Annotated in this window: 18 protein-coding genes and 2 pseudogenes; all 20 read right to left on the bottom strand. The window is 63.0% G+C overall.

Features of this window, described 5'->3' with window-relative positions; all coding sequences use genetic code 11:
• Positions 1–577, bottom strand: a 577-nt coding sequence (tnpA, locus tag OL599_RS26110) for an IS66-like element accessory protein TnpA (protein ID WP_347403229.1), incomplete at its 3' end; no start/stop codon positions are given.
• A gap of 323 nt (positions 578–900) precedes the next feature.
• Entirely contained in the window at positions 901–2,832 is a 1,932-nt protein-coding gene (locus OL599_RS24350; RefSeq protein ID WP_264716651.1) for a hypothetical protein, read from the bottom strand.
• A 25-nt stretch (positions 2,833–2,857) separates the two neighbouring features.
• Entirely contained in the window at positions 2,858–7,549 is a 4,692-nt protein-coding gene (locus OL599_RS24345; RefSeq protein ID WP_264716650.1) for an HTH domain-containing protein, read from the bottom strand.
• Positions 7,550–7,717: 168 nt separating this feature from the next.
• A pseudogene (locus OL599_RS24340) lies at positions 7,718–8,767 on the bottom strand (IS5 family transposase).
• A 335-nt stretch (positions 8,768–9,102) separates the two neighbouring features.
• Positions 9,103–9,435, bottom strand: coding sequence for a hypothetical protein (locus OL599_RS24335; RefSeq protein WP_264716649.1), 333 nt, complete (start codon positions 9,433–9,435; stop codon positions 9,103–9,105).
• Between the two features lie 53 nt (positions 9,436–9,488).
• Positions 9,489–9,848, bottom strand: coding sequence for a hypothetical protein (locus OL599_RS24330; protein ID WP_264716648.1), 360 nt, complete (start codon positions 9,846–9,848; stop codon positions 9,489–9,491).
• A 65-nt stretch (positions 9,849–9,913) separates the two neighbouring features.
• A pseudogene (locus OL599_RS24325) lies at positions 9,914–10,716 on the bottom strand (IS5 family transposase).
• 100 nt (positions 10,717–10,816) lie between these two features.
• On the bottom strand, positions 10,817–12,082 hold the full coding sequence (locus OL599_RS24320) for a tyrosine-type recombinase/integrase (protein ID WP_264716647.1): 1,266 nt from the start codon (positions 12,080–12,082) through the stop codon (positions 10,817–10,819).
• A 419-nt stretch (positions 12,083–12,501) separates the two neighbouring features.
• Entirely contained in the window at positions 12,502–13,899 is a 1,398-nt protein-coding gene (locus OL599_RS26105) for a TrbI/VirB10 family protein (RefSeq protein ID WP_264716646.1), read from the bottom strand.
• Positions 13,896–14,357 (bottom strand): hypothetical protein, encoded by a 462-nt coding sequence (locus tag OL599_RS24310; protein WP_264716645.1) that lies wholly within the window; start codon positions 14,355–14,357, stop codon positions 13,896–13,898. The genes OL599_RS26105 and OL599_RS24310 overlap by 4 nt, the downstream gene beginning before the upstream one ends.
• Complete coding sequence (trbG, locus tag OL599_RS24305; RefSeq protein ID WP_264716644.1) at positions 14,354–15,391, bottom strand: P-type conjugative transfer protein TrbG; 1,038 nt, start codon at positions 15,389–15,391, stop codon at positions 14,354–14,356. The genes OL599_RS24310 and trbG overlap by 4 nt, the downstream gene beginning before the upstream one ends.
• A gap of 28 nt (positions 15,392–15,419) precedes the next feature.
• Entirely contained in the window at positions 15,420–16,109 is a 690-nt protein-coding gene (gene trbF, locus OL599_RS24300) for a conjugal transfer protein TrbF (RefSeq protein WP_264716642.1), read from the bottom strand.
• Positions 16,110–16,127: 18 nt separating this feature from the next.
• Positions 16,128–17,369, bottom strand: a complete 1,242-nt coding sequence (gene trbL, locus OL599_RS24295) for a P-type conjugative transfer protein TrbL (RefSeq protein ID WP_264716641.1) — start codon at positions 17,367–17,369, stop codon at positions 16,128–16,130.
• 219 nt (positions 17,370–17,588) lie between these two features.
• Positions 17,589–18,314 carry a P-type conjugative transfer protein TrbJ gene (gene trbJ / locus OL599_RS24290; RefSeq protein ID WP_264716640.1) on the bottom strand — a complete coding sequence of 242 codons (726 nt, stop codon included), beginning with the start codon at positions 18,312–18,314 and terminating at the stop codon, positions 17,589–17,591.
• Between the two features lie 22 nt (positions 18,315–18,336).
• Positions 18,337–20,805 carry a VirB4 family type IV secretion/conjugal transfer ATPase gene (locus tag OL599_RS24285; RefSeq protein ID WP_264716639.1) on the bottom strand — a complete coding sequence of 823 codons (2,469 nt, stop codon included), beginning with the start codon at positions 20,803–20,805 and terminating at the stop codon, positions 18,337–18,339.
• Between the two features lie 7 nt (positions 20,806–20,812).
• Positions 20,813–21,097, bottom strand: coding sequence for a conjugal transfer protein TrbD (gene trbD, locus OL599_RS24280; protein WP_264716637.1), 285 nt, complete (start codon positions 21,095–21,097; stop codon positions 20,813–20,815).
• Positions 21,094–21,438 (bottom strand): TrbC/VirB2 family protein, encoded by a 345-nt coding sequence (locus tag OL599_RS24275; RefSeq protein WP_264716636.1) that lies wholly within the window; start codon positions 21,436–21,438, stop codon positions 21,094–21,096. Before OL599_RS24275 ends, trbD begins: the two co-directional genes overlap by 4 nt.
• Positions 21,438–22,424 (bottom strand): P-type conjugative transfer ATPase TrbB, encoded by a 987-nt coding sequence (gene trbB, locus OL599_RS24270; RefSeq protein ID WP_264716635.1) that lies wholly within the window; start codon positions 22,422–22,424, stop codon positions 21,438–21,440. The genes OL599_RS24275 and trbB overlap by 1 nt, the downstream gene beginning before the upstream one ends.
• Positions 22,425–22,738: 314 nt before the next feature.
• Entirely contained in the window at positions 22,739–22,966 is a 228-nt protein-coding gene (locus OL599_RS24265; protein WP_264716634.1) for a helix-turn-helix domain-containing protein, read from the bottom strand.
• Between the two features lie 213 nt (positions 22,967–23,179).
• The gene (locus tag OL599_RS26215; protein WP_408886988.1) at positions 23,180–23,458 is read right to left on the bottom strand and encodes a helix-turn-helix transcriptional regulator; all 279 of its coding nucleotides are present in this window, start codon (positions 23,456–23,458) and stop codon (positions 23,180–23,182) included.
• Positions 23,459–24,665 lie beyond the last annotated feature (1,207 nt).

Here is a 24,665-nt window from a genome sequence, read left to right as displayed (position 1 = left end):
GCACCAGGCCCTGACCGTCCCAGGCCAGAATCTTCAGCAGATGACCGCGGCGCCCCCGGAAGATGAACAGCGCACCGCCGAACGGATCGTGCCCGAGTTGCTGCTGCACCAGCGACGCAAGGCAATCAAAGCCGCGCCGCATGTCGGTCACCCCGGCCGCCACCCAGATGCGGACGCCTGGAGCGGGTGCGATCATCCACGCAAGGCCCGCAATGACACGACGCAGTGCCGGCAAGCTCACATCGCCATCGACGTGAACCCGGACGCCGCCGGCAAGCTCGATTTCGATCGAGCCCGCGGGCCGTGACACTGGAGGCGATGACCGCGGCGGAGCCGGGGCGACACGCGGCGGCGGGTTCTCCGAAGCGATCCGGACGGGCAGCAAGTGCGCGCCCGCGCCTGCCTCCACGTCCGGCTGCTCTCGTCGCCAGCGATAGATCAGGCTCGCGCAGATGCCGTTTCGCCGAGCGAGGTCCTTGACACGAACGCCGGCTGCCAGCGACTGCGTCACCATCTCGGCACGGAACCCAGCGTCGTGCGCTCGGCGCCGATCACCCACGATCTCGATCCGTTGCATTGGAGCAGCCACTGTGGCTGCCTCACTTCTGTCCCCAGCCATGGCACTACGCTGAACCAGCCGCACCGCGTAGCACAAGGCGGACTCGCCGGACACTTACGATTGTTGGGCCTCGTGTCCCGTGGAGGACGGCTACCCGCGATTACGCAACGTGTGGGGTCCCGACGCCGATCGGCGCGCTAAGCCATTGAACCGGTCGGCATCGCAGGGGTTGCCGGGTGGCGCCGATTTACACCTTGGCATTGCCGGTAAGGCGACGCGGGACCGCTTGTTAGGTTTCGTAGCTGACCAGCGCCCCGTGATTGCCCTTGCGTAGGGGCAATCTATGCGCCGATTTCACCGGAGCCTTGCAAGTTCAGTCTCCCTCCGACGGACGCTAAGGCAGCTCTGGCCTTGGCACAGCTACGCCAGAGATAGGGCACCATCCCGCACAACGCATCCAATGTCAGGAGTAGCTTTCGTGCGTCGCCAGCGTCGACATCCCCGTATGCAATCTCGGTAAGCCAATCGCCGACCGATTGACACCAGGCAGGTAGATCGGCGTTCGCTGCCGAAGCAATGAGAGCGATGCGCATCTTGTCCTGAATGTCTACACACACGCCGTCACGGCGCGACAACACGCGCAACAGTATGCGCACGTCTGTAGCCAGATCAGACGAACGCGTCACGGCCGCGACCCCCGCAAGGCCAGCCAGAAAGGCAGACGGTGACGCCACCTCGTCGTCGAGGTCCAGATTATATTTCATCTTCCGAAGAGCATCCGTCGCCGCCTGCGTATGCTCGGCGTCTATTGGAAAGATCATTGCAGAATTGATGATACCGGTAAAAGAACTCGCCGTTAATTCGCGTCCTTCCAACTGCTGCCTTAGCACATCGGCCAAGTCAGCAGGCATTTTTACGGGAGAAACAGTCCCACCTTCCAGCGGCCCGGGGAGATAGGCGAATGGAAAAACCACTTGGGCATGAATGCTGTCAGACCCTTCTTCCACGAGCACGCGCCGAAGCTGCTCGCCAACGATGTTCTCTTTTACCCGGGTGCTTGTTGCTAAAATCCGGCCGGCAAATTCAGCCTTAAGTTGATCGGGGTTCATGAAATCCGGAAGCCAACGAGGCTCCACACGCAAATCCGTCATGGCTTGCAAGTAGAATTCCTGGCCGCGGCTTCGCATGGCTGTCTGGCAAAACTCCGCATATTGAACATTCTCCAGCTTGAGAACCTCCCGCTCGATGAGAGACGCTTGAGCAATTGCCGCAAGCCGCCTCCAGAACGGGGGTTTGCTCCTCAGGATTTCGGATCGGGCAAGCTCACCGTCGACGAGGATTGTCAGGCTCGCCGTCAGACTCAGACGTCCACCAGGATCCGCCGGGTCGTCGTCACGAATTTGAGTCGCGATACCCAGCAAGAAGTCTGCGATCTCAGGAAAGCGATGGAGAATAGCAAGGCCGACTTCGAGGCCAGCTACCTGTGAAAAGCGATCACCGTCATCCACAAGCCAGGCGTAGAATTTCCTGACTGCGCATGAGCTCTGGTCACCTACTTTGATCTTGGATGAGATTGACGAGTGGGGAGAAGACAATAGGCATTGTGCCAGTCCCCTCTGAAAATCCCATGCAAGTAGCTGCCCCAGATGCTCACCGCAGGTCTCTGCTAAAAAGCTCATCAGATCAGCGCAATCTCCAGGCGCCCCTACCAGCCGCTCATAGTAGGCCAAAGAATGCGGGACCAGAACAGGCATCTCACTCGATCCAGATCGAAGCGAGTTGGCGATGAACTGCTCGACATCTGTCGCATTTTCGGCCAACTCACTGTTGAGCCTATCCGCATCCTCGTCTGCGAGAGCCCCATCGGCTAGCTTGGCTCTGAGTTCTTGTATGCGAGGCCCGTGCAGATTGCGCGAGCATACGTGCTCGTCGAATTTTTTCAAACGGTACGCTGCATCGGGCGAAAGAGACCAGGACGAAACCGTCAAAATTGTTCGCCCTTCCGATATCAAAATCGGCAAACTTTCTCCCGAAAACTGTTCCCCCTTGACTATGCATTTCTGTCCAGAAGTGGAAGTCAGTTCTATTTCTAGCTTATTATTTTCGGATACACGCCGGATGGCATCATAGAACTCGGAACGACGGATGCTTATGTCGGAACCGACAAACGATAGGATGACGTTCGTTTCAAAGCCAAGTTTTGCGCGGAATGCGTCCGTCGATAGAAGGGACTCTCGTATCAAAGGAGGAAAGAAGCGGAGTGCTGCCTTCATTCTCGTATCAATCTGGGAAGCGGGACTAGTCATGTTCGCTCATCGGCAACGACGTGCGCATTGCTACCTCGGAAATGGTGCCTTGGATCCCATCGAGCAGCATCTGAAATTCGCTCTCGGATCTCTTTCGCATCGGCGTCAGGATTGTGTCCTCTAGCCACTTCCAATAGCGAGGCAGTATCTCACCGGGTAGGGCTGGCGCTAGCATCAGCCCCAAGACCTGCGCCCGGTAGGCAGCCAGGAGAACGGCGGGGTCTGGGTTGAGCCTGTGCGCCCATCCTCTAATGTCGAACAGCGCAAGAAGCCAAGTCGCCCGGAACCGAGAGTCGGAATCGGGGATATCTGCCTTCCACTGCGCCTTGATAGCCTCACTAAGTGACGCAAGAAGGTCACCTAGCCAAGGATGCTCCTTGGGAATCTGGAGGATATCTATCATCCGGACATGAAATATCGCCTCACGAATTGCGCGCAGTTCGGCCGTCTCGTAAAGGATACCGCCAACGACAGGCGCGCTGCGGACCCGCTCCGCTATCTCACCATGAACATGGGGAACCAACATCATAGCCGCTCGACGAAGCTTCGTGATACATTCCCCATGATCTTCGGTAGAAATCCTATTCGTATCTTCAAGAACTTTCAGAATATCCAAGGTTGTCAAAACCGCGCGCTGACTAGCGCTACTTTCAATATTTCCGTGCTGGTTAAAGAAACGGTCGTCGATACAAATGGCGTCAACGTCCCGAACTATCTCGGAGCGCAGAATCTCCAATAGCTGAAGAGTGGGGTGCAGATGAAGGTCCAACGCATCCGGCGGATCATGCATAGCGCCCGGGTCGTCCCGGCTCACGGACAACGGGCCAAGGCGCACCCTACCAGACGCTATGCCGGATGCAAGGACAGACCGAATTGCCTCGATTTGTGCCTTTACCTGTCCTCCAAAGGCTTGGTTTCGCGCAAGCGCATCAGCCTCATCGATCTCGGAGGTAGCCATGAAAACCGTGAAACCAGCGGGTTTGAGCTTCGCAATCAACCCGACGTGCTGAAGGTAATTGACCGCTAAGTCGTCCAGAAACAGCATGGCGCCCGGGGAAATCGATGGAGCATGAGGCCAGGGTCGCTCATGGAGACCCAGATATGATCTTGCTCGTCTCTCCTCCTGCTCCGTGAGGTGTCCCAAAGCCTTGAGGGAAGTGACGATATCTAAACAGCCCGCGAAGTCCTCCTCATATCCTGAAATATCGGCGGGTTCATCGATCAATGAACCGAGCCTCGATATCGGGTATGGTCTGATCACGCTTCTCTGCTGCTTTGTCTGAGTACCCATCTCCCGCGCCGCCGCGACAAGTCCTGAGAGAGCCTCTCCAACTTCGAGCTCGAGCATCGAGTTATTCTGCGCGCGCGCGGGCAAACGTCGCAGATATCCACGATCGATCAACTCCTTCAGTTCCAGCGCTGCCTTAACACGACTTGGTTGATGGAATTCGACGCGCTGACACTCCTCAAACAGCCAGCCCATTGTTGAATGTGCGATGAAAACTGCATCGAACGCATCGAGTGCCTGGCGTAGCATGCCCAAGAACGCAAGGTTCAAAATGACTGTTGCATCGAACGCCACGGTCCTGGCGGCGATGGGAACGGCGCGGCGCGCTCCGCTGAACGAGAAGACCGCGGCTCGTCGCCTAAGATCAGGTTCTTGGAGGTTTGAGAGTGCGGGAAGCAAGGACATTTCCAGCAATGACCGATTGAGGGCTCGCGCAGCAGCAAACATTGGCATGCTGCCATCAAAAAGCGCAGCTAAAATTCGATCACGCCTGTCATTCCATTCGGGTTGCATGTCAAGTAGTTCGCGCAGCTCCATCTTTTTAATCGGACCATTCTCGTCGGACCGCTCGATCGCATTATTCAGCCACTCTCCAACGACGGGTTCATCTTCCCACCCGGCGGAAATAGCTGCCGAATAGCAGGAGATCAACACTCCCGGGTCTTCGGGCGATTTGGCCGCCGCCTCCTGGACCAGTTGCCGAGCTCTGGCGGCCGAGCCAATACGATGTGCGATTTGGGCAGCACGCAGCAATTCCCGCGCACTGCGCTCAGCCTTTTCCGTCCACTCGGATTCAACGAATATGGCCAGGGCGCTCCACTCTCCCGACGCGATTGCGATGTTGACGGCCAGGAGGCGGTCGTCAGCACGGCTTCTTATTTCCTTTAGGCGTTCAAGGAGCCGCCGCGCTTCTTCCAACTTGCCCAGCCGGTAGGAGGCCCAGGCGCAGATTGTACCAAGACCTTCAGACAAGGTGAGAAGATCCGAGTATTTTTCGGCCAACTTCAGGATCTCAGAATCTTGGCCATTCTGGTAAAGTGCTTCAGCGCAGAGCTCAGCATGTCGTACTTCATGGGTGCTATCGAGCAATGTCCGAGAGTAAGAAGCGAGCTTGTGCCAGGATCGACGTGTCCTCAATAAATCAACAAGAATTAACAGATCGCCAAGATTTCCGGTTGCTTTGTAGTGTTCTTCCCTCGACGAAATAGGATCGATGCCACTCGCCTCATCGATCAGTCTTTGCAGCCTCGCTATTGCTTCGGGGGATATTATATCCGAGTCAATAGAGTTCAGTTTCTGCCGGGCATCCGAGATCTGCCCTCCTTTGCTCAACATTTCAACTTCAATTGCTAAAATCCAAGACCGTTGATAGTAGAACTCCAACTGTGTGCGGTGTTTATCAATGTACGCTGCTATTTCGATGGGGTCTCCCTTGGAGGTGGCCAGCGCGAACCTGGCGATGGCTGCGTCCGGAGCATTGCCTCCGCACAAAGTTGTCTGCCGGTCGATTTCTCGTTCGATCGCTGCAGGGTCAGGCTTCAGGCCGAATTCAAGGGCCATAGGCAGCCGTCGCAGGCGATGCTGTGGATCGGCCATGCTTGCTTCAAGCTGTTTGCGCGCTGTGGCCCCGCTCGAAGGGTCACGAAGGGCCAGCCAAAGCGAGTAGTCTGCGGCTAAATTGGCTACGCGAACCTGAGCAAGTCGACCGATCTCTTGGGCGGCCCGCGCCCAAAGAATTTGCGAGCAACGTCGGTGCTCGAGAGCCTTGGCGTCCGTAGCTAAAGGAAAATCCTTCAGATCGAATGGCAGATGCGAAATATGAGCCGAGCGAAAATCCGCGTGCACTGCCTGCGACAGGTGAGCCATTGCGGCGGTGGTCAGCAAGACGGGGGTCGCCTCGAAGTCGGCATCAGTGAGAGCCCGTACGTCCAGGATTACCTTATCCCACTGTTTGATTTCCGCGCGCCCCTGGATGACAGCAAACTTGCCGTCAGGGTCGAGATCGGAGGTCGCCAGACCACTACTTTCAAACCACTTAAGCGCTTCGCTGGGCGGGACCCCGTGCGCGGCTACAATTAGGCTTGCCGAGCGGGCCAGTGGCGTGCACAAGCTGGCAAGCTTGCCCAAGGCTTCTGTCCGGGCATTATCACGGAACAGCTGGATAAATGCGCCTGCTATAAGAGCCTCATCGCATGCCCCAATTTTCTTCGCTTCTCCTAGGAGCCTCTCTGCCTCAGGTACGTCGTTCGCCGCCAGGATTCGGGCGCACCAAGCCAAGGCCACTGCCTTACAACGTCTGGAAGCGGCCAATAGCTCTCCTTCGATCAGGTCGAGTGCAAGCCGTTTGCTCTCGGAGGTTGCATCAAAGCCACTTATGAACCGTGACTTTCTCAAGGCCCATAGGCGGCGCCCGGCTTCCGTCGTGACGATCGGATTCTCTATTGTCCTTGCCGCGGCTTGGACGGCGAGAGCTCTATTGAGCGAGCCAAGAATCTGCTGAGCTTCAGTCCGAATATCGGATGTCAGCTCTCCAGCAACGGCTGCCACTCGATCGGTGACCAGTGCGAGAGAATCAGTGATCCGAGTGTCTCGGTGCCGGCCGCTGAATGTCTGAGAGACAAACTCCCGGACGTGTTGGTACATTTCGGCAGTGCGATCGCGCGGTGCTACAATTGACAGATGGTCTTCATCCAAAGGGATGACTCTCGTCGCCGGATCCAGTCCCGGGTCGGCGCTATCCGCCGGAACAACATGCGACGATATGAGTCCAATAAGTTTGGTTTTCTTGGTCTCTGTGAGGACTAGCACCTTTAACTCATGAGTCGCTGAATAACTCCGGAACCAGGTATTAAGGGAGCGCAGGTGTGGGTCGTTGCGACTCAATCCGGCAGCGGCCTCGCGCGGCCGGATCAGCCTGCGAAACGTATTGCCGATCGTCGCAAGTCCGGATCCCGCGTGCGGTGTCCCGATGAAAACAACGCCCCCTACGCGCTGCAAGAAATCAGCAATCGCAGCATCGTGCGGGCCAAGCGAGTCTGCATGGCGCAGGACGCCTTTTACAACGAGGCCTCCTAGGCTGTGGCATATGAAAATCAACCTACCAGAGCTCAGACGCCTTTCATTGACCAAAGTGGGAAGAATATTTGCAGCGCGATCCGGCAGGGCCATGGCGCCCCCCTTGCTCCATCGCGTACGCGTCGCCGGATAACCGAGGCTCCAAACTGCTATGCTAGGAACGTCGTCCTGTAGCCAGTCAGGCCAAAATTGGGCGGGTGTGCCGGGTGATTGCCACGACCTCACTTTGTCGCCGCCGAGCCCATGCACGAACACCACGTGCATCTCGACGAGGTCTAAGTCTTTTGTCGGCGCTCTCAGTTCGGCCAGGGTAGTCTCCATTGGTCAGTCGGCAAGTGGAATTATAGGGGCTTCCGTTCGCCTGGTCATCCAGCCTATTGGACACCTCGAAATACCCCAAGGGCGCCGTTTGCGGAATGGGCTTTCCGTGACGGGTGGGCTGAGGTGACGGGTGATGGTTGGGAGAACGGGCCGCGCTTGCTGATCTGATCACCCGTCGCGGGGTTTCGGTTCAAGTAGGCGCAGTTTTCCCTTCGATCCAGGCGATTCGGACAGATTATAGGCGAGATTGGCGAGTGTGATCTTCGCCGGGACAGGCACCAACCCGATGGTGCGCACGACCAATCCCATGCGTCTCTTTTCGACGGCAAACACGTGCTCGGCCCGGCTCGGCGCCCGCGTCGCGTTGCGCTGGCGATGTGCACCGGCATCTTCTTGCTGCGCGGCTTGGCGCGCTGAAACTGCGCGACCAGCCGGCGCTTCTCGATCGGCGCAAGATTGGCCTTGCTTCGATGCACCGTATCGGCCCAGGCCTCGCCCGCTGTGTTGGCAGGGTCGCGCATGATCGCAAGCTGGCTGCCGTCGTGGCGCGCGGCATGCGTGACGGTAAAGCGGCGAATGAGGCCGTGCGTGCTGTCGATCCCGAGGTGGTTCTTGTTGCCGACATGGAGACGGCGATCTCCGCCGCCGCCTGGCGTGGTGCGCCTTCCAGCGACATCGTCTTGCTGCACTTGATGGTCCGGCGACCGTCGCGATCGATCTGCCGCGCCCGCGCCTTCGACCAGCCAGACGGCGTGCCGCCGTCGCGCAGCGTCGCCTTCTCGTCGTTGGTCAGGCGCAGCGTGCGCGCCTCGACGACAGTGGCATCGACGATCTGTCCCCCCATCGCCAGATAGCCGCGCTCACGCAGCAGCCGGTCGAAGCGCACGAACAGTTTCGCCAGCGCCCCGCGACGCGACAGATGCTCGCGGAACAGCCAGATTGTGTTGGCGTCCGGCACTGCGTCATGCAAGGCGAGGCCGGCGGAGCGCATGAGAGAGAACCGGTCGCGCAGCTAATATTCGGCCTGATCGTCCGACAGCTTGTAGAGCGTCTGCGGCACTAGGATGCGGAACGTCAGCACGGTATCGTGAGGCGGACGCCCGCCTCGGCTGCGGACGGCGCGATCGAGGATTGCTTCCAGTTCGGGACGGAACAGCTCGAAATCCACAACGCCCGCAGCCGCTCATCCGCATCGAAAAACCCGGGCGGTCTTGCCATCACCGCCTCCTCCAGGGAAGCGCCAGCGAATCATCTCGACCCACCGTACCGCTACGGACTGTTTTTGAGGTGTCTAGTTGCTGATCTGGTCCAGCTTAGCCTCGGTCAGCGAGATCACGCCCAACCCGGACGCGTCGCGCGCCTCAGCGTCCCGTACCAGCCGTTGCCGCTAAGAATCGACCGCCTCGGTCGCGGGCTTGAAGACCTCGCGCGCGTGCTGCTGCGCCGCCTTGTTCACCGCCTCCGGGCTGACGTTCTGGTAATCCTCTTCGCGGAATCGAAGAACCTCCGGTTTTCAGCCCATCGCCTCGGTGACGGTTTTCACGAGAGCCGCCTCATGCTGCCCCACTTCGCCCTTCAGCGCCGAGCGCGCGGGCCTTCGATTCCGTAGGCCCCGCCTCTTTGTCGCGTTCCTTCTGACGCTTCTTCTCGTCGCGCCTTCCGGCCGCGCGCTGGCGGGCTTCCGCGGCGTATTCGCCCTGCGATTTCGAGCCGGTTAGCTTCAGATAGTTGAGCTTGCCGCCCGCGCCGCCGATCACGCGGGAGGTGCCGTCACTGGTCGGCTGGATCAGATCCGGGTGGCCATCCGCGCCTGGGCCATTCGGCCCCACCGTGATCGAGCACGCGCCAAGCGGACGGTCCTTGAAAAAGCCCAATAGGTCCGCCATTGTATCGGGGAGGTGGCCGATCCCTTCCCTTCGGGTGCGCCCCGGGGGTGCCTTTACAGCACCCGAACCGAAACGCGGTTCTGAAGCTGGAATTGGGATGACGGATAGCCCGCCCCCTTGAAAGGGCGGGTTTCCATATCAAGCGCCTTCTTCAGCTTGATACGATCGCCACGTGGTCGGGTTTTGCGCAGGTGCTTCGTCAGGCTCTTCCAGTCGCCGCTCGTCACCGCATACGCGCTGGCGAAATGATAAACCTTGCTGGCGGAGTGCCGGCGTAGGGCGACTGGGTATCCCGTCCCATCCCGGTCGAGCTTCCCAATGAACAGGTCCGCTCGAGGGGTGCGGATGTTGCCAGGATCGCGAAAGATGCGGGTCGGATGGCTGATGGCCTGCGCAATGGCATCGATCATCATCGCCCGCTCGCACGAGAACACGCAGTGGCCGGTCTTTTGGCCGGATGCATCTCTAAGAACGCCTTTCAAAACCGTCCTGCCAATGCACGCAGGCAGATGAGTGAGCAGGCGAGCGAGGTGAAGGCGTGGTGCATGTCGAGCCTTCGTTCATAGCGGACGGTGAGCCTTCTGAACTTGTTGAACCATGCGAAGCTGCGCTCGATCACCCAACGATGGCGGCCGAGCTTCTGGCTGGTTTCGACGCCGCGCCGGGCGATGCGGGGCTTGATCCCACGACGCTGGCAGGTGCGCCGGCAGCGCCGGTGATCGTAGGCTTTGTCGGCGTGCAGCTTGGCGGGCCGGCGTCGCGGCCGGCCTCGCTTGCCCGCGACAGGCGGCACGGCATCGAGTAGTTCCTCGAATGGCATGCTGTCGTGAACGTTGGCTCCGGTCAGGAGAAAGGCGAGCGGGATGCCGCGGCGGTCCGTGATCAGGTGGCGTTTGGTCCCTGGCCTACCTCGATCGGTCGGGTTCGGGCCTGTCGCGGCGCCCCCTTTTTGGCGGCGATGGACGAACTGTCGACGCAGGCCCGGCTCCAGTCGATGCGCTCTGCGTCTCGAAGTTGGTGCAGCAGTGCGCGGTGCAGGCGGTCCCACACCCCGGCCGCCTGCCAGTCGCGCAGCCGCCGCCAGCAGGTCACACCCGACCCGCATCCCATCTCTGCTGGCAGCATCTCCCACGGAATGCCGGTGCGCAGCACGAACAGGATGCCGGTCAACGCAGCACGCGCCGGAACAGGCGGCCGGCCTCCCTTGGGCTTGGGTGGATCAGGGGGCAGCAGCGGCTCGATGATCAGCCACAGCGATTCGGGTAACAGGGGAGCGGGCATCCCCCCTCATGAATCAGCCCCGATAAGAGTACAAGGGTTTTGAAAGGCGTTCTTAGAGACGGCGAAGCCGTACAATGCCAGATTGGGCACGGATCAGCTGTCACGCCGCACAGATTGCGGCGACCGCGGCGCCTGCCACAACCGGCCTTGCACAGTAGGCTGCCCATTCGTCCATCAGCCGACGGCGCTTCTCAAACAAATCGCCGCGTCGGTAGGCCGCCTCAACCTTGTCCCCCACGGCGTGCGCCACCGCCATTTCCGCAACCTCCGCCGGGTTTGTTGTCGCCTCTGCCGTCCAGTCGCGGAAGGTGCTGCGGAATCCGTGGGCAGTTAAATCGTCCCGGCCCATCCGCCGCAGCGTCATCAACATGGCCATGCCGCTTAGCGGCTTCCCGGGTTCGGCACCGGGAAATACCGGGGCAGAGGGTTCAATATGCGCGCGCAGCTTTGCGGCGACGTGAAGCACTGCCATGGCGGCACCCGAAAGCGGAACGCGATGCTCCCGCCCGGCCTTCATCCGAGCCGGTGGGATGGTCCAAACGGCCGCATGCATGTCGACCTCGCCCCACGTGGCGCCGAGCACTTCCCTAGTCCTGCACGCCGTCAGAATGGCGAATTCGAGGGCGCGGGCAGCGAGTCCCGGCCGATCGCGCAGCTTGATCATGAATGCGCCTATCTCGCTCCATGGGAGAGCGGCATGGTGCTCGACCGGCGCCACCTTGGACCGGGCAGGCAGCGTCATGGCCAGGTGGCCCTTCCAGGCTGCCGGGTTCTCGCCGTTGCGCCAGCCGCGCGCCTTGGCGTAGTCGAGGACGGCTTCAATCCTGCCTCGCACCCGCCCGGCCGTCTCCGGCTTCGTGGTCCAGATCGGCTCTAGCGCGGCCAGGACATGCGCCGTTGATACATCGGCCACCGGCATGTCGCCGAATTGCGGGTCGGCATAGGTCGCGAGCGTGTTCCGCCATTGCGCGTGATGTTTGCCGTTCTGCCAACCGGCTTCGTGTGCGGCGATGAAGCGAGCCGACGCCAGCTTGAAGGTGATGGCCTTAATGGCATCCATCTGCACTGCGGCTTTTGCCTCCGCCTGATCTGCTGCGCGTTGGTTTAGGGGATCGAAGCCGTCCCGCACCTGCTTCATCAACCCGCCGGCCTTTGCCCGGGCCTGAGCGAGGGAAACCAACCCAGGCCCGATACCCGCCGGCCCCAGGCCCATTTCCCGCATGCGCTTCTCGCGGACATATCGGAACAGCCAGAAGCGGTTTCCGTTTGGACGGACCAGCAGATATAGGCCTCCGCCATCTCCATACCGCCCAGGGCCAGCCTTCTGCACCTTCGCTGCCGTCAGTCCTGCCGCCTTGCGTGGCATACTTGTACCTTGGCGAATAGGGGACCAAGGAGCGGTAGCAAAACCCGCCCCTACTTAGTCCCCTATTCGTAGGGGCGAACGGGTCCGAACGCAAGCGAAGCCTTGCGGACTGCCAGAAACGCATTTTTGTCTGAAATCCGACAGTTCGTGCAGGGTTCACGGACGCTTGCAGGCTGTCGAGAATAGTCCTTTGGCGGTGAGGGCGGGATTCGAACCCATGCTACGCTTTCAGGTTGCACTACGAGGGTCTGGCTCAGGCCGAGCGGCTGAGCGCCGCAACGACGACCAGTCAGTTTAGATCGCGACGGTTAAGCGATGGGATCGTCGGTTGCGTGTCCCCGCAACCACCGACCGCTTTTGGCACTACTCAGACATCCGGCGGAGGGCGAGACGATGCCTTTGCGCTCGATACGTGCTGGTTACGGCATCAGAGGCGTGGAGCTGATCAGCGAGTTAGTTCCGGCATTGCGCAGATCGATGTAGGGCCGAAGATGCATGTCCTTGTGGACCATCACCACGAAGCGGTAACCGGGTCGGATCTCCAGCGTATTCGGCACGGAGAGACCGGCGCGGGCATACTCCTGGCCCAGCTGGCCGAACTGTTGGCCGAGCGAGGCCGCGGCGATCTGCTGTGCGCTGTAGTAGCCATTGACCGGAGGTTGTGGCTGTGAGAGCTGCACGCCGGCGCCGGCGATGGAGATCAGCAGCGCGTTGCCGATCTTGGACCAGAAATGCGTGTTTACCTGATCGTGGAAGCCGGCATAGCCACCCTGGTCCGCACCCTCCATCGAGCCCAGGTCGATCGATTCCGTGTCTGGGAAAATGATGCGGTTCCAGATCACGCCGACACGGGTCTGACCGTTTGACACCATGTTGTCGTAGGAGCCGATCAGCCGTGAGCCTTGCGGGATCAATAGGAAGCGGCCGGTCGCGGTGTCATAGACATTTTCGGTGACCTGGCCGATCACCATCCCCGGCAGGTCCGAGTTGATGCCGCCGACGATCACAGCGGCAATCGCGGTGCCGGCCATAACAAGGTAGGGCGAGGCCGGGGCGCGCAGCGTCGCCTGAAGATCGTCCGAGCTGCCCGTCGCGTCGCCGGGTTGGTTGAGGAAGGCCTGCTTCTCCCGTTGCGCGCTCGCATCCACCCGGGCCGGCGGGTAGGCCGGCATTCCAAAGCTGCCCGGATATGCGCCGGAGGCCGCGACACCCGGTTGGGCTACTCCGGCGCCTGTCCCGGCAGCCTCCAACCCATACCCCGTCGGCGCCGGCGACGCGCCGGCATTGGCCGCGATCTGCTGGCCGCTCTGACTCTCGTTCAGGGTGGTGCCTGCGGTCATCGCTGATGTGGCGGCGGTCAGGCGGTCCCTCTGGACCTGCGCAAGTTGCTGATAGTAGTTCTGCCATGCCTCGCGCCGGGCCTTTGCGGCTTCGTCCTCCGCCTGCGCTTGCCCGCTGCCGTTGTCGGAAGGCATCGCTGGAGATTGCTGGATCGGCATTGCCGGCGGCAGAGCGGGGTGCGTCGGCAGCGGCGCCTTGGCTACCGCAGGTTCGACCTCGCCGCCGATCGGCGCATTGCTCAGCACGATTGACCCGTTGGCCGGTTCGGGTTTGTGCGCGGCGGCTTGCCGTGCGTTCGCGGCCGACTGCATCAGGCGGTCGCGGTAGGTGTAGCCGATCGCCGCCACCACCAGCATCGCGGCCCCGAGGCCAAACAGGATCGGCAGCTTGTTCAGCCGGCGCACGCCCGGGCCACGCGACGGCGGCGGGGCGAGCAGATCTGGCGAGCGCTCGGGGGTGTCCGATGTGCTGCTCACCGGGCCGGCTCCGCCTGGGTGACGGTGAAAGGTCCGCCGGCCTGCAGGCCGCCGGCCGTATTGCGCACGAAAAACCGCGATCCTTCGGTGCTGTCGTCAATGGTCATACGGGCGAGATCGCCGTTGTCCAGTGGTGTCACGAGGTACCGGATGCGGTGCGCGCTCGTCGTCACGGGCTGGCGGTCCTCGGCCACCGCGAACCCGCGGCGCCGCAGCGCCGAGGCGAAGGCCTTGGTGAACGCGTTGCCGGACTGGTCGGACGACGTCGGGGTGAGAACCAAGGTGCTGGACGCGGCCGGCAGCTGCATCACGACAAGCTCGGCCATGCCGGTCGCCAGCACCTGTGCATCCTCGGGCTCCTGGAGCTGCGCGACGTAAGAGGTGTCCGGCCCCACCGCGCAGGCGGGCAGGGAGGCAGCGACCAGGAGGGGCAGGGCGGTGCGCCTCCAGTGGGTCATCGGACGCCGTCCCGCGTGATCAGAACGCGGGTTTGGCCGCCGCCGACGCCGGATACCAATTCGGCGCGATCGAGCACGCGATCGACGATGTAGCGGTCGCCGGCGATCCGATAGTTCACCACCTGCTGCGAGGGCCCGGAGAACCATCCGCCGTCATTGTCCAGGCCGACCAGGGCGGGCGCCGTGCCGAAGGCCATGGCCCGCGGGAACTGGATGTACGTCTTCGCCCCGTCCGTGTAGACCCGCAGCGGACGCCAGTTCGGATCGTCGCCGCTGATGCGGAAGCGGAAATCGAGGTTGGCCACGCTCTCGCCCGTGGACAGCGTGGACGCGGCGGCGCCCCAGGTCACGGTCTGCTGGTACGCGCTCCACTGGCGCTGCATGTCATCGGGGTAGTTGAAGGCGACCAGCGGCATCCACTCGCGCTGGGTCGACACCAGCTTGATGGCGTAGGTGCGGCGGTTCGTCTCGATCGTCATGCTCGACACGAGGCCGGCATCCGCAGGCTTGATGATAAGATGCGTGATCTGGCCTGCCGGCGAGCCGGAGAGGCCGGGTGAGACGTTCCAGCGGACCTTGTCGCCCACGTTCACGTTGTTGACGATCTCGCCCGCCTGCAGAGCCAGGTCGCAGACCTGGAGCGGCGCACAGACCACTGTCGGAAGGGTGGCGCCGTAGAGGAAGCGGATCATCCCGTCCTCCCCGCGCTGCGGCATCTCGGCCCGGCTCGCCCATTGCCGCGCCAGTGACACGGCCCGCCTCTCCTTGGCGTCCAACGGAGCCGAAGGCGACAGGAGCGAGACCGGCGGCGGCATGGTCGCGGGGGCAGGGCTGGCGGCTCCCATCGCCGCAGCGGTCGGCGTGGACCCCGCGGCCGGAGCCGTCCCGGCCGGATGATCACTGGGCAGGCGCCCGGAGGCCGAAGCCGAGGCGGCGGCGTCGACACGCAGGATCGCGGGAACCTGGGTCTGTTGCGCTTGCGCTGCGGGTGGAATTGCCACTGGAGGGAGGCCGATCAGCAGGGCGGCGCCCACTGCCTTCTTCATGCGGGTCCTCCCCGTGTCATTGGCGCTGCGACCAGTGGAAGGACTCGACGTAGAGCCCGGTCGGATTGACCAGGATCGTCGCGTCATCGGTGGGCGGGTTGATGCTGACGGCGATCGTCGCCTGCCAGTGCTGCGACGACTCCAGCGCGCCCTGTCGGGCGCGCCGGTCTTCTCGCCATTCCACCCGCCAGGTGTTGCCGGACAGCGGAAGCACCGACTCCACCGCGACACCAACGGTGTTGTCCTGTGCCCGCTTGAAGGGATTGTTGAGCGAGAACCAGTCGTTTAGGGCAGGCCCGGCCGCGGCGTTGCGGTCCACCATCGCATAGGCTTCCGAGATGACGTGCTTCTGGGCGGCCACGTCCACATAGACGGAGCGGACATCATCCACCCACCGGGCGAGTTGCGCGCGGATCAGGCGGGGATCGGCCGGCGCCGATATGTCGGCGCGGCTGACCGCGATGGCGTCGCCGAGCTTGTCCGTCTGCACCACGTAAGGGACCACGCGGTTCTGTGCGCCGATCCAGGCGATCCCGGCGACGGCGACGAAGGCGACGCCGAGCGAGGCGAGGGCCGTCAGCCGCCAGGCGTGCGCCTGCGCGATGTAGCTGCCGTAGCGCTCGTTCCACTCGCGGCGCGCTGCCAGATAGACGGCAGAATGCGGGTTGTCGGGATCGAGGGCGGGGAGCTTCGAGGGCCGGATCATATGTATGGGTTCCGGCTTTCAGCTGAGGGTGTTGCCGCCACCACCAGGCGGTGGGGCTGGCTTGCCGGTGTCTTCCTGGAGCAGCCGATGCTGGTTCGCGAGGTCGGCGCTCATGCGCCAGGTCGCGAGCCCGTGTCGCGGGTGCTGGCCGCTCAGGCGCCGCCCGACGTCGGCGAGGGGTGCGGAGACGAGATTGCGGGCCGTGTAGCCCGTCATCGCCGCGGCGCGGCTGATCCTCGACCGCTGCGGCGCATCACCGCCGTTCGCCTCGGCGGCCTTCGTGTCGGCGGCGTCCATCTGTGCGCCGGCGAGCCGGACCGAATTGCCCATCATCGGACCGGCGCCGAGCATTCCGAGACCGGCTACCCCGACGGCGCCGCTCACTGCCGCGGCGGCGCCTACCAGCGCCGACACGCCCGCCATGCTGGAGCCAGTGACGATGCGCTGCATCGTCTCTGGGAGTACCTTGACCAATGCAAGCATGACGATCGCGCAACCAATCAGGATGCATAGCGAGACATCTGTCACATCGGTGAAAGAGTTGGCCCAATCCTGGATCAGTCCGGTGCCGATGCTGACGAGGAGCTGCAAGACAAACAGCTTTGCGCCGACAGAGACAGTGTAGCGGACGGTGCTGACGGCAAGATCTTTCGTCCAGCGCGATCCGCCGAATGCCATCAACAGCACGCCCATAGAGATGATTAGAAAGCTCTCGACCAACGCCAGCACCATGAAGGCGGCCATCAGGGCGAAGCAGACCTCTATGACGATGCCGGCGAGCATCAGCCCGGCGCTAGCCTCCGGATGCCAAATGCTCATCTGGTTGAGGACCATTGAGGCGATCTTCACGCCCGCGGCAAACACGTCGGACGGTGCGATGCCGCCACCACCTGCAGCGTTTGCAGCTTGGCGGAACGAGTTGACGATCACCTGACCCCACGTTACCGAGTTCTCGAGCAGTGCCAGGAAGAACCCGAGGAAAAGGATCTGGTTAACGATTTCCGCCAGCCACTCACTCACATCCGCGCCGCGAAACGCGAGCCGGAAGCCGGCCCATGCAATTTCGACGCCGGCCAGGATGCCGAATGTCCCCATTGCAAAGCTGCGAAGCGCGCCTTCCCAGCCAGCTGACCGAGCCTGGAACTGCGCTACTATTTGATCGAGAACGTTGGCTGATTGCGCGTATGCGGGCGTTGCAACTACGAGTGTTGCCGTGGCGAGGCCGAGCGCAGCGAGGAGACGATGCCGCCGCCTCACCATTGCTTGCCTCCGGTCATGGGCGGCACGTTTCCGAGCGGAGGGAATGGGCGGCTCTGTGCTGGCACCGATGCAGACGAGGCAGGTGCCGGCGGGCAGCTCAATGTGACGTTAGCCTGCATAGTTGCTTTGGTCACCAGGTAGGTAACACCGGCGGAAAAGGCCGCTGTGCCCGCAATGATCGCGGCAGCGACTGAGGTTTTGAGCGTCAGCATGCCGTCCTCACCATTGGTGGTAGCCGGTGGTGGCGATGGAAGGCGGCTGCGCAAAATGCAGCAAGGCCGCGTCCTCGGAGGCCTGCCGATCGGCTTGCACGGCCATGCCGGTCGCCTGCATTTGAGCGGTCGAGATCAGCGTCGCCTGTATCCGCGCGAGCTGCGCGGCATTCGCGCCCGCCAGCTCGTTTCCAGCCTGGAGCGCCTGCATCTGGCCTCGCGCCGATTGGGAATGCTGCTGGAGGGCCTGGAGGATGGCAGCCTGGTTCTGCTGCTGCGACTGCTGCAGCCCCAAGGCTTGGCCCATCGTGTTGAGGTTGTTCCCGATGGTCTGCTGCCACGTCGTGAACTGGCCCGCGATGTTGCCCAGACCCGCCGGCTGGCTGGCGTAGGAGGAGGCCGACTGGAGGCGGGTGATGATCGAACCGGACTTGCCGGAGAGCAGTGACGCCGCGTTCGACAGCGCCTGCACCCGCATGATGTCTGATTGTACCGTGCCCCAGATCTCCTGCGGAAGCGCCACGGTGTTGGTGACCATGTTGGCATATTGCTGGAGCTGCGTCTGATACTGCTGCAGCTGCGTCTCCAGCGACTGTGCTTCCTTGGCGTATTGCAGCAGCTGAGTCCACGTGGTCGAGCAGTTGACGCAGGTGACGGCCCATTGCGCCTGTGTCGACCGTGGAGCCGGGACACTCGCCAACGCCGCGAGCATGATGCCGGACGCGATCGCCACGCGCTGCACGCCCGTTGGACCATTATTGCAGAGCCGCATAGTCCACCCCCTGTTCATCGAGCCATGCAAACGGCCACCGCTCGCCTTCGCGTTGTGCGAGGCGATCAAGGTGCGCGATCTGTTCCTTCGAGCTGATCCCGGCAAACGACAGCGCGATCGGACCGAGGCCCAGGTCGAACAGCCGCCGGCCCTCGGGCGACACAAGGTAGTAGTGCCGCTTCTTCGTGGCCGTCCGGATGATCTCGATCTGTGTTTCGTTCAGGCCCATGGCCTCGTAGAGGTCGCGTGGACCAGGGTGCTCGGACGTCCCCGCTGTGGTGGCTTCTTCGTTTGGCAGGAAGATCTTGGTGGGACAGGATTCGATCAGCACATCGAGGATGCCGGAGCGGACGGCGTCGGATAAGGATTGCGTCGCCAGAATCACCGCGCAGTTCGCCTTGCGCAGCACTTTCAGCCATTCCCTGATCTTGGCGCGGAACACCGGATGCCCGAGCATGACCCAGGCCTCGTCCAGGAGGAGGTACGCCGGCTGTCCCTTCAGGGAGCGCTCGAAGCGGCGGAACAGGTAGAGCAGGACCGGAATCAGGTTGCGTTCGCCCATCGCCATCAGGTCCTCGATCTCGAAGACGAGAAAGCTCGCCTCGGCGATGCCATCCGCCTCGGCATCGAGCAGCCGGCCGAGCGTGCCTTCCAGCGTGTAGTAGCGAAGAGCGGAACGAATTGTCTCATCCTGCACCTGCGCCACGAAGTGTGTGAGAGTGCGGTCGTTCGCTTCCCGCAGAAGAACCATCGCATGGTGGATGGCTTCGCGCTCGCGCGGTACCGGCGCCCGCCCAGCCTGCAGCTCGAAGCACGTGGCGATCCAGTCCTCTGCCCAGGCCACGTCTGCCTCGGTCTCGAGGACGGAGAGGGGGCAGAAGGCGGGCCCGGCACCGTCGCCGGCCACGTTGTAGTGGCGCCCACTGCAGGCATTGACCGTCGCCCACATGCTCTGACCCTTGTCAAAGGCGCAGATGGTCACGCCCGGATAGCGGAGCGCCTGGAGGGCGATGGTGCAGAGGAGCACTGACTTGCCGGCCCCGGTCGGGCCGAACACCAGGGTATGGCCGACGTCGTCCACGTGCAGGTTGATCCGGAACGGCGTCGCGCCCGTGGTGGCGCCGTGCATCAGCGGCGGCGCGCCGGACGGATAGAAGGGGCAGGGGTTCTCCTCATGTCCCGTCCACACGCCTGCCAGCGGCAGCAGGTCGGCGAGGTTGCCGGTGTGGATCATCGGCCGGCGCACGTTCGGCACGGTATGCCCGGGCAGCGAGCCCAGCCACGCCTCCATGGCATTGACGGTCTCGATTCGCGCCGAGAAACCCTCGCGCATGATCTCCCGGACCACCAGGTGGGCGCTTTCGATGAGGGCGGCCCGGTCCCCGTCCATGAGGACGATGACGGGCGTGCAGTAGCCGAAGGTCACGAGGGCGGAGCTGGCTGCGGCGATCGCCGCGTCCGCCTGGTGTGACATCAGGAGGGCATCCTCGTTGATCGAGCCCCCCTGCGTCCTGAATACCTGCGTCCAGAAGCCCCGAACCTGCTGCTTCCATTTGCGGCGGAACTTGCGGAGCTCGGCCAGCGTCTCGTGCTGGTCCAGGTAGATCATGCGCGTGGACCAGCGGAACGAAATCGGCTGATGGTCGAGCATGTCGAGGATCCCGGGGAAGCTCTCGGCCGGGAAGCCCTCGATGGCGACGCAGCAGATGAAGCGGCCGTCGAGCGCGCTGCCGAGCCGTGGCGTGTCGCCCGGCCACAATTCGCGGCCGCCGATGACGGCATCAAGGTAGGCGCCGGCGGGCGGGATGTTGAGCGCGATCTCCTCGCCCGTCAGGGCGAAGTGCAGGTAGTTAACCAGGTGATCGCGCAGATGGTGCCGGCCGAAGCGGTCGGTGAAGGTGTAGCTCTCCATCCGGCGCAGGCTCACCGCATCGCCGATCGCGTCCTCCAGATCAGCAAGTGCCTTCCTGAACTGCTCCAGGATGCGGCTGGCAGGGCTGACGGCTTCGGCGGGATCATCGTCGTAGATCAGGTCCGCCAGCTTGCTCTTGCGACGCAAGGGCGGCGTGAACTGCACGACGATCGCGTACTCGCCTTCGTAGTGGCGGCCCTCCTGCAGGAATTGCGCACGGCGCTCGGCATCCATGAGGCGCGAGACGGGATCCGGAAAATGCGACAGTTCCGCCGCCGGATAGCTGGCGGTCGGAAGACGCACCGCATCGACCCACGAGGCCCAGCCGGCCCCGAGGCGCGCCAGAGCGGCGTTGACCCGGCCTGACAGCCAGTTGCGCTCGCCATCCGTGCTGCTGGCGATGTCGGGCGCGCGATAGAACCATCCGGCAAGCAGCGAGCCGTCCTTGCACAGGACGATCCCGCTATCAACCAGATGGCTCCAGTTGAGCAGGTCGGCGAGTCCGGCCGCCTTGTCGCGGAACGTCTTGAGCTTAAGCATAATGCGCCTAGTCCGTCCGGAACGGGCGCGAACGGGCCGGATAGTAGCCGCGATACCGGATCTGGCGGAGGTAGACTTTCGTCATCTGCGGATCGGCCTTCGCCATCCATCGCAGCAGCGGAATGGAGGCAAACCACAGCGCCGCGCCGACGAGGAACGAGACGGTGTTCATGCCGGAGACGGCGAGACCGCCGGCAATGATCGCCGTCGTCAGCGCCGGCTCACGCTCGCCGCCGAGGAACAGGCTTGGACGGTGCAGGACGCGATGGAGGGGGAGGCGGCGCAGGGTCACACGATCGCTCCGCTGATGCCGAGCGCGGAGGCCAGGTTCGTCACGCCGACGATGAAGGCACAGACCAGCACCAGCATGATGATCCGCCGGACGAACTCGTTGATCTCGCCCCCGAACACCAAGGCGGCGCCGCAGGCCACCATGGCGAGGAGCGAGATCGTGAAAGCTACGGGCCCGGTGAGGTCGTTCTTCAGCGTGGTCAGAGGCGTGTCCCAGGGGAGACCGCCACCACCGGCGCTCGCTGCATGGGCAGGGTCTGGATGCCAAACGACCGCTATCAGCAGCACGAGCAGCAGCACGGGAAGCCAGGCTTGGCGCAAGGCATCAATCGAGGGTCGCATCAAGATTGCTCCAGGTTGACGAACCGATAGTCGCCGTCCACGAAGCCCGTGACGGCCACGACTTCGTCGATCCGGCGTCCCGGGGATCCGTCGGCTTTCACGATGGACACGATAAGGTTCACGGCGTCGGCGATCAGCGCACGCATCGGCGTCCGGCTTGCTTCCGCGATCAGTTGTTCGAGGCGCTGCAGCCCGCCGCGCGCATGGTTCGCGTGAACGGTACAAATGCCGCCGGGATGCCCGGTGTTCCAGGCCTTGAGGAGCGACAGCGCCTCGCCACCGCGAACCTCGCCGACGATGATCCGGTCCGGCCGAAGGCGCATGGTCGCTTTCAGGAGGCGCTGCATGTCGATCGTATCAGTGGCCCGCATGGCAACCGCGTTGCGAGCCGAACACTGGAGTTCGCTGGTGTCCTCGATAATGACCAGGCGGTGTTGCGGCGTGGCCCGGACCATCTGGTCGATGACCGCATTCACGAGCGTCGTCTTCCCTGTGCCGGTCCCGCCGACCACCAGAATGTTCTGACGCCGCACGACCGCGGACTCGATGGCGCGGCGCTGCGGCGCAGACATGATGCCTTTGCGTTCATACGCGGCAAGCGTGAACACCGCAGAGGCCCTGCGCCGGATGGTGAAAACCGGGGCCGACACGACGGGCGGCACCAGGGCTTCGAAGCGCGAGCCCTCGAAGGGCGGGTAACAGGGCAGCTCGCATTCCAGGATGGGGGTTTCGCGGGTCACGGTACTGCGCAATGTCGAGGCGACGGTGCCGATGAACGATTCCGCGGATGCCGCCTGCATTGTCCCGACCGGGCTCATGCCTTGACCCAGGCGATCGGCCCATACCGTCCCGTCCGCATTCAGCATCAGTTCGACCAGGCCAGGCTCGGCGAGCAGCGGGCAGAACGGCCCGAGTTGCCGTTTCAGCGACTCCGCGACCCGTCGTGACTGTTCCTCGCGACCCGATGACCTGCCCTGGTCCATCATGCTTTCGTCCGGTGATTCGGCCAGCCCACCACTCGGCCGTAATACAACAAATATTATGTGTGCGCGAGCGTCGCAAGGACGATGCGCACGGGGCACTACTTCGTGAAAGGATCTGCCAGCCGTTGCATCGAGGCGATGTCCATTCCCAGGACTCGTGCGATCGCGGCCATCGTGGCCAAGGCAAGAATGATCACGCCGCCCTTGCGACGGGCTTCCTTGAGTCTTTCACCGAGCCGGGCCTGCAGGCCGGATTCGGGGCTACCTGGTGCTGGCGATCCGGCCTCTCGCCCGGGTGACATCGTTCGGCGAGGATGTCAGAGCTTGAGCAGTTCGAATGCCGGGCATCCGACAGCCTTCGCCAATGCGCCGATCACCCGCAGGTCGGGATCGCCGACGCCCTTCTCGATCTCGGCGAGGAAGGCGACGGCGATGCCAGCGCGTGCCGCAACCTCCTGCTGGGTCAGGCCCGCACAGAGGCGGGCGGCCTTGAGGTTACGCCCGAGTTGCGCCTCGATCCGGGATGGACTGCTGTCGAGATCCACGCAGACCTCCTGCACACTGGTGGGCCAAGCCTGGAGAGCGGTCCGCGTCACGGCTCCTCGCGTGCCGGACGTGACCGGCTGCCAAAAGATCGCGTTGGCAGGACGGCGAACCTCGTTCGCAATCCGTGCGTTTGCCCCATCCGTGCGCCAGCAGGCTACATGGGATAGTACGCGAGCAACGCGGCTTCAAGCTTTCTGGGCTTGGCCGCCGGTCTACTTTCTGTGAGGTCTCGGTGCAGAGCGGCGCAGCATGTCGCTCACATTTTGGTGCAACACCCTTGCCAGTGCCTGCGCGGTTGTGAGCGTCACGTTCTGTTTGCCCGATTCGACGAGGGAGACGTATTGCTGGAGCAGGCCGGCGCGCTCAGCGAGCTGGGCTTGTGTGAGACCGGACTTCAATCGGGCCGCCCTCAGGTTTGCGCCAAAGATTGCCACGAGGTCGTCCGGGTCGGGTCCGTCCGGGCGGGACTTGTCGGCACTGGGTCTGGCCATCGAAGGGGTCTGCACCTCGGTTAACGGCGGTTGTGTGTCCTCCTCACACGGCCGGCGGCCATGACCGAATCGTCACACTCGCATGATCGAACGCTAGCCGGTTTTGCACCGCTTCGGAATGGACGAAACCGGACTTCTGGCTCTCCACTGTCCCTTGGTGCCGCAAATCTCGATCGGCTCGATCTCGTCCAGGATGATCTCGACCCCGGTCATGGAGCCTGGTCGTGGGCGGGCTTTCGTGCGCGGCAATCGGTTGCGCGTTCTCCAGTGGCCCGCCGGCATCCAAATGGCCGGCGTCGACGAAGAGCTGCCGGAACAGACGGCGCGAATGGCAGCTGACCGCCTCGTTCGGAGCGGTTGCGATCAGCGCGCCGCGCCCAGCTCGCGGATGAGCGTGGCACGACGCGGGAATGCCGTAGTGAGATGCTGCCGCGCTACGGCCGGGTGACCGAACCAGTCGAGGCACTGATTTCCGCCGCCAATCTGGTGGGCGCCAGCACGCGGCGGAATGGTGCCATGGGTCCGGCTCGATCGGCGCGATATCCCTCCTGTCTGTCGCCGCCCATATGCGGCCGCGCCTGCGCTGTGTCATCGCCGCGGCCAGTGTCTGGCCCACGCTCTCGCGCCTGATATCGGCTTGCCCTCATCCTGTCTCTCGCCGCCGGCCGCTCAGGGCCTCGAGGGAACGCGCTCTCCGCCGCACCCCACCGCTTTGGGACAGGGGCTATGCCTTCGGCGTGGTTTCCACAGCTCTCCGCCGCTCCGCGCTGTGCCAAGCCCGGCGATCCCCCTCCGCGCCTCATCCCTCCGTCGGCGAGGCCGAGCGCCGTCGTCGGGTCGCATCGAGGCCCCGCAGTGGCGGCCTCCGACAGCGAAGGGTAGGATAGCATGAGCAGGCCAAGCCATATCGCCTACGTCGTGACCGCGCCAAAAGAGGGCAGGGACCGCAAAGTGTGATTCGACGTGGGAAAAGGCCTTCTTGGAGGGGTGATCGGCGTCCAAAAGGGGCTCTTCCGCACTTTCGGTGCAGTTTCGCTTGTACTGGTTCAGCGAATCGTCGACAGAGATGACCTCGCCACCTGACACAATGTCGGTCATCCTTGAAATCCATCCTCGCGCTCGTGCCGAATGAGCTGATTGCCGATCGAGTTTGTCCCGAAGCCGATCGGATCACCATCACTGCTGTCCCGCGGGCCGAATCGGCCGT

Source organism: Limobrevibacterium gyesilva (assembly GCF_025989185.1).
Taxonomy (GTDB): Bacteria; Pseudomonadota; Alphaproteobacteria; order Acetobacterales; family Acetobacteraceae; genus Limobrevibacterium; species Limobrevibacterium gyesilva.
This window is presented reverse-complemented; position numbering and strand designations above follow the sequence as displayed.

Excerpts from the sequence above, each read along its gene's own strand:
- OL599_RS24285 (WP_264716639.1), bottom strand. The coding sequence starts at position 20,805 with ATGCTTAAGCTCAAGACGTTCCGCGACAAGGCGGCCGGACTCGCCGAC.
- trbL (WP_264716641.1), bottom strand. The coding sequence starts at position 17,369 with ATGGTGAGGCGGCGGCATCGTCTCCTCGCTGCGCTCGGCCTCGCCACG.
- trbF (WP_264716642.1), bottom strand. The coding sequence starts at position 16,109 with ATGATCCGGCCCTCGAAGCTCCCCGCCCTCGATCCCGACAACCCGCAT.
- OL599_RS24345 (WP_264716650.1), bottom strand. The coding sequence starts at position 7,549 with ATGGAGACTACCCTGGCCGAACTGAGAGCGCCGACAAAAGACTTAGAC.
- OL599_RS24275 (WP_264716636.1), bottom strand. The coding sequence starts at position 21,438 with ATGCGACCCTCGATTGATGCCTTGCGCCAAGCCTGGCTTCCCGTGCTG.
- OL599_RS24335 (WP_264716649.1), bottom strand. The coding sequence starts at position 9,435 with ATGGCGGACCTATTGGGCTTTTTCAAGGACCGTCCGCTTGGCGCGTGC.
- OL599_RS24310 (WP_264716645.1), bottom strand. The coding sequence starts at position 14,357 with ATGACCCACTGGAGGCGCACCGCCCTGCCCCTCCTGGTCGCTGCCTCC.
- OL599_RS24330 (WP_264716648.1), bottom strand. The coding sequence starts at position 9,848 with ATGATGATCGATGCCATTGCGCAGGCCATCAGCCATCCGACCCGCATC.
- trbB (WP_264716635.1), bottom strand. The coding sequence starts at position 22,424 with ATGATGGACCAGGGCAGGTCATCGGGTCGCGAGGAACAGTCACGACGG.
- OL599_RS24320 (WP_264716647.1), bottom strand. The coding sequence starts at position 12,082 with ATGCCACGCAAGGCGGCAGGACTGACGGCAGCGAAGGTGCAGAAGGCT.
- OL599_RS24350 (WP_264716651.1), bottom strand. The coding sequence starts at position 2,832 with ATGAAGGCAGCACTCCGCTTCTTTCCTCCTTTGATACGAGAGTCCCTT.
- OL599_RS26215 (WP_408886988.1), bottom strand. The coding sequence starts at position 23,458 with ATGGCCAGACCCAGTGCCGACAAGTCCCGCCCGGACGGACCCGACCCG.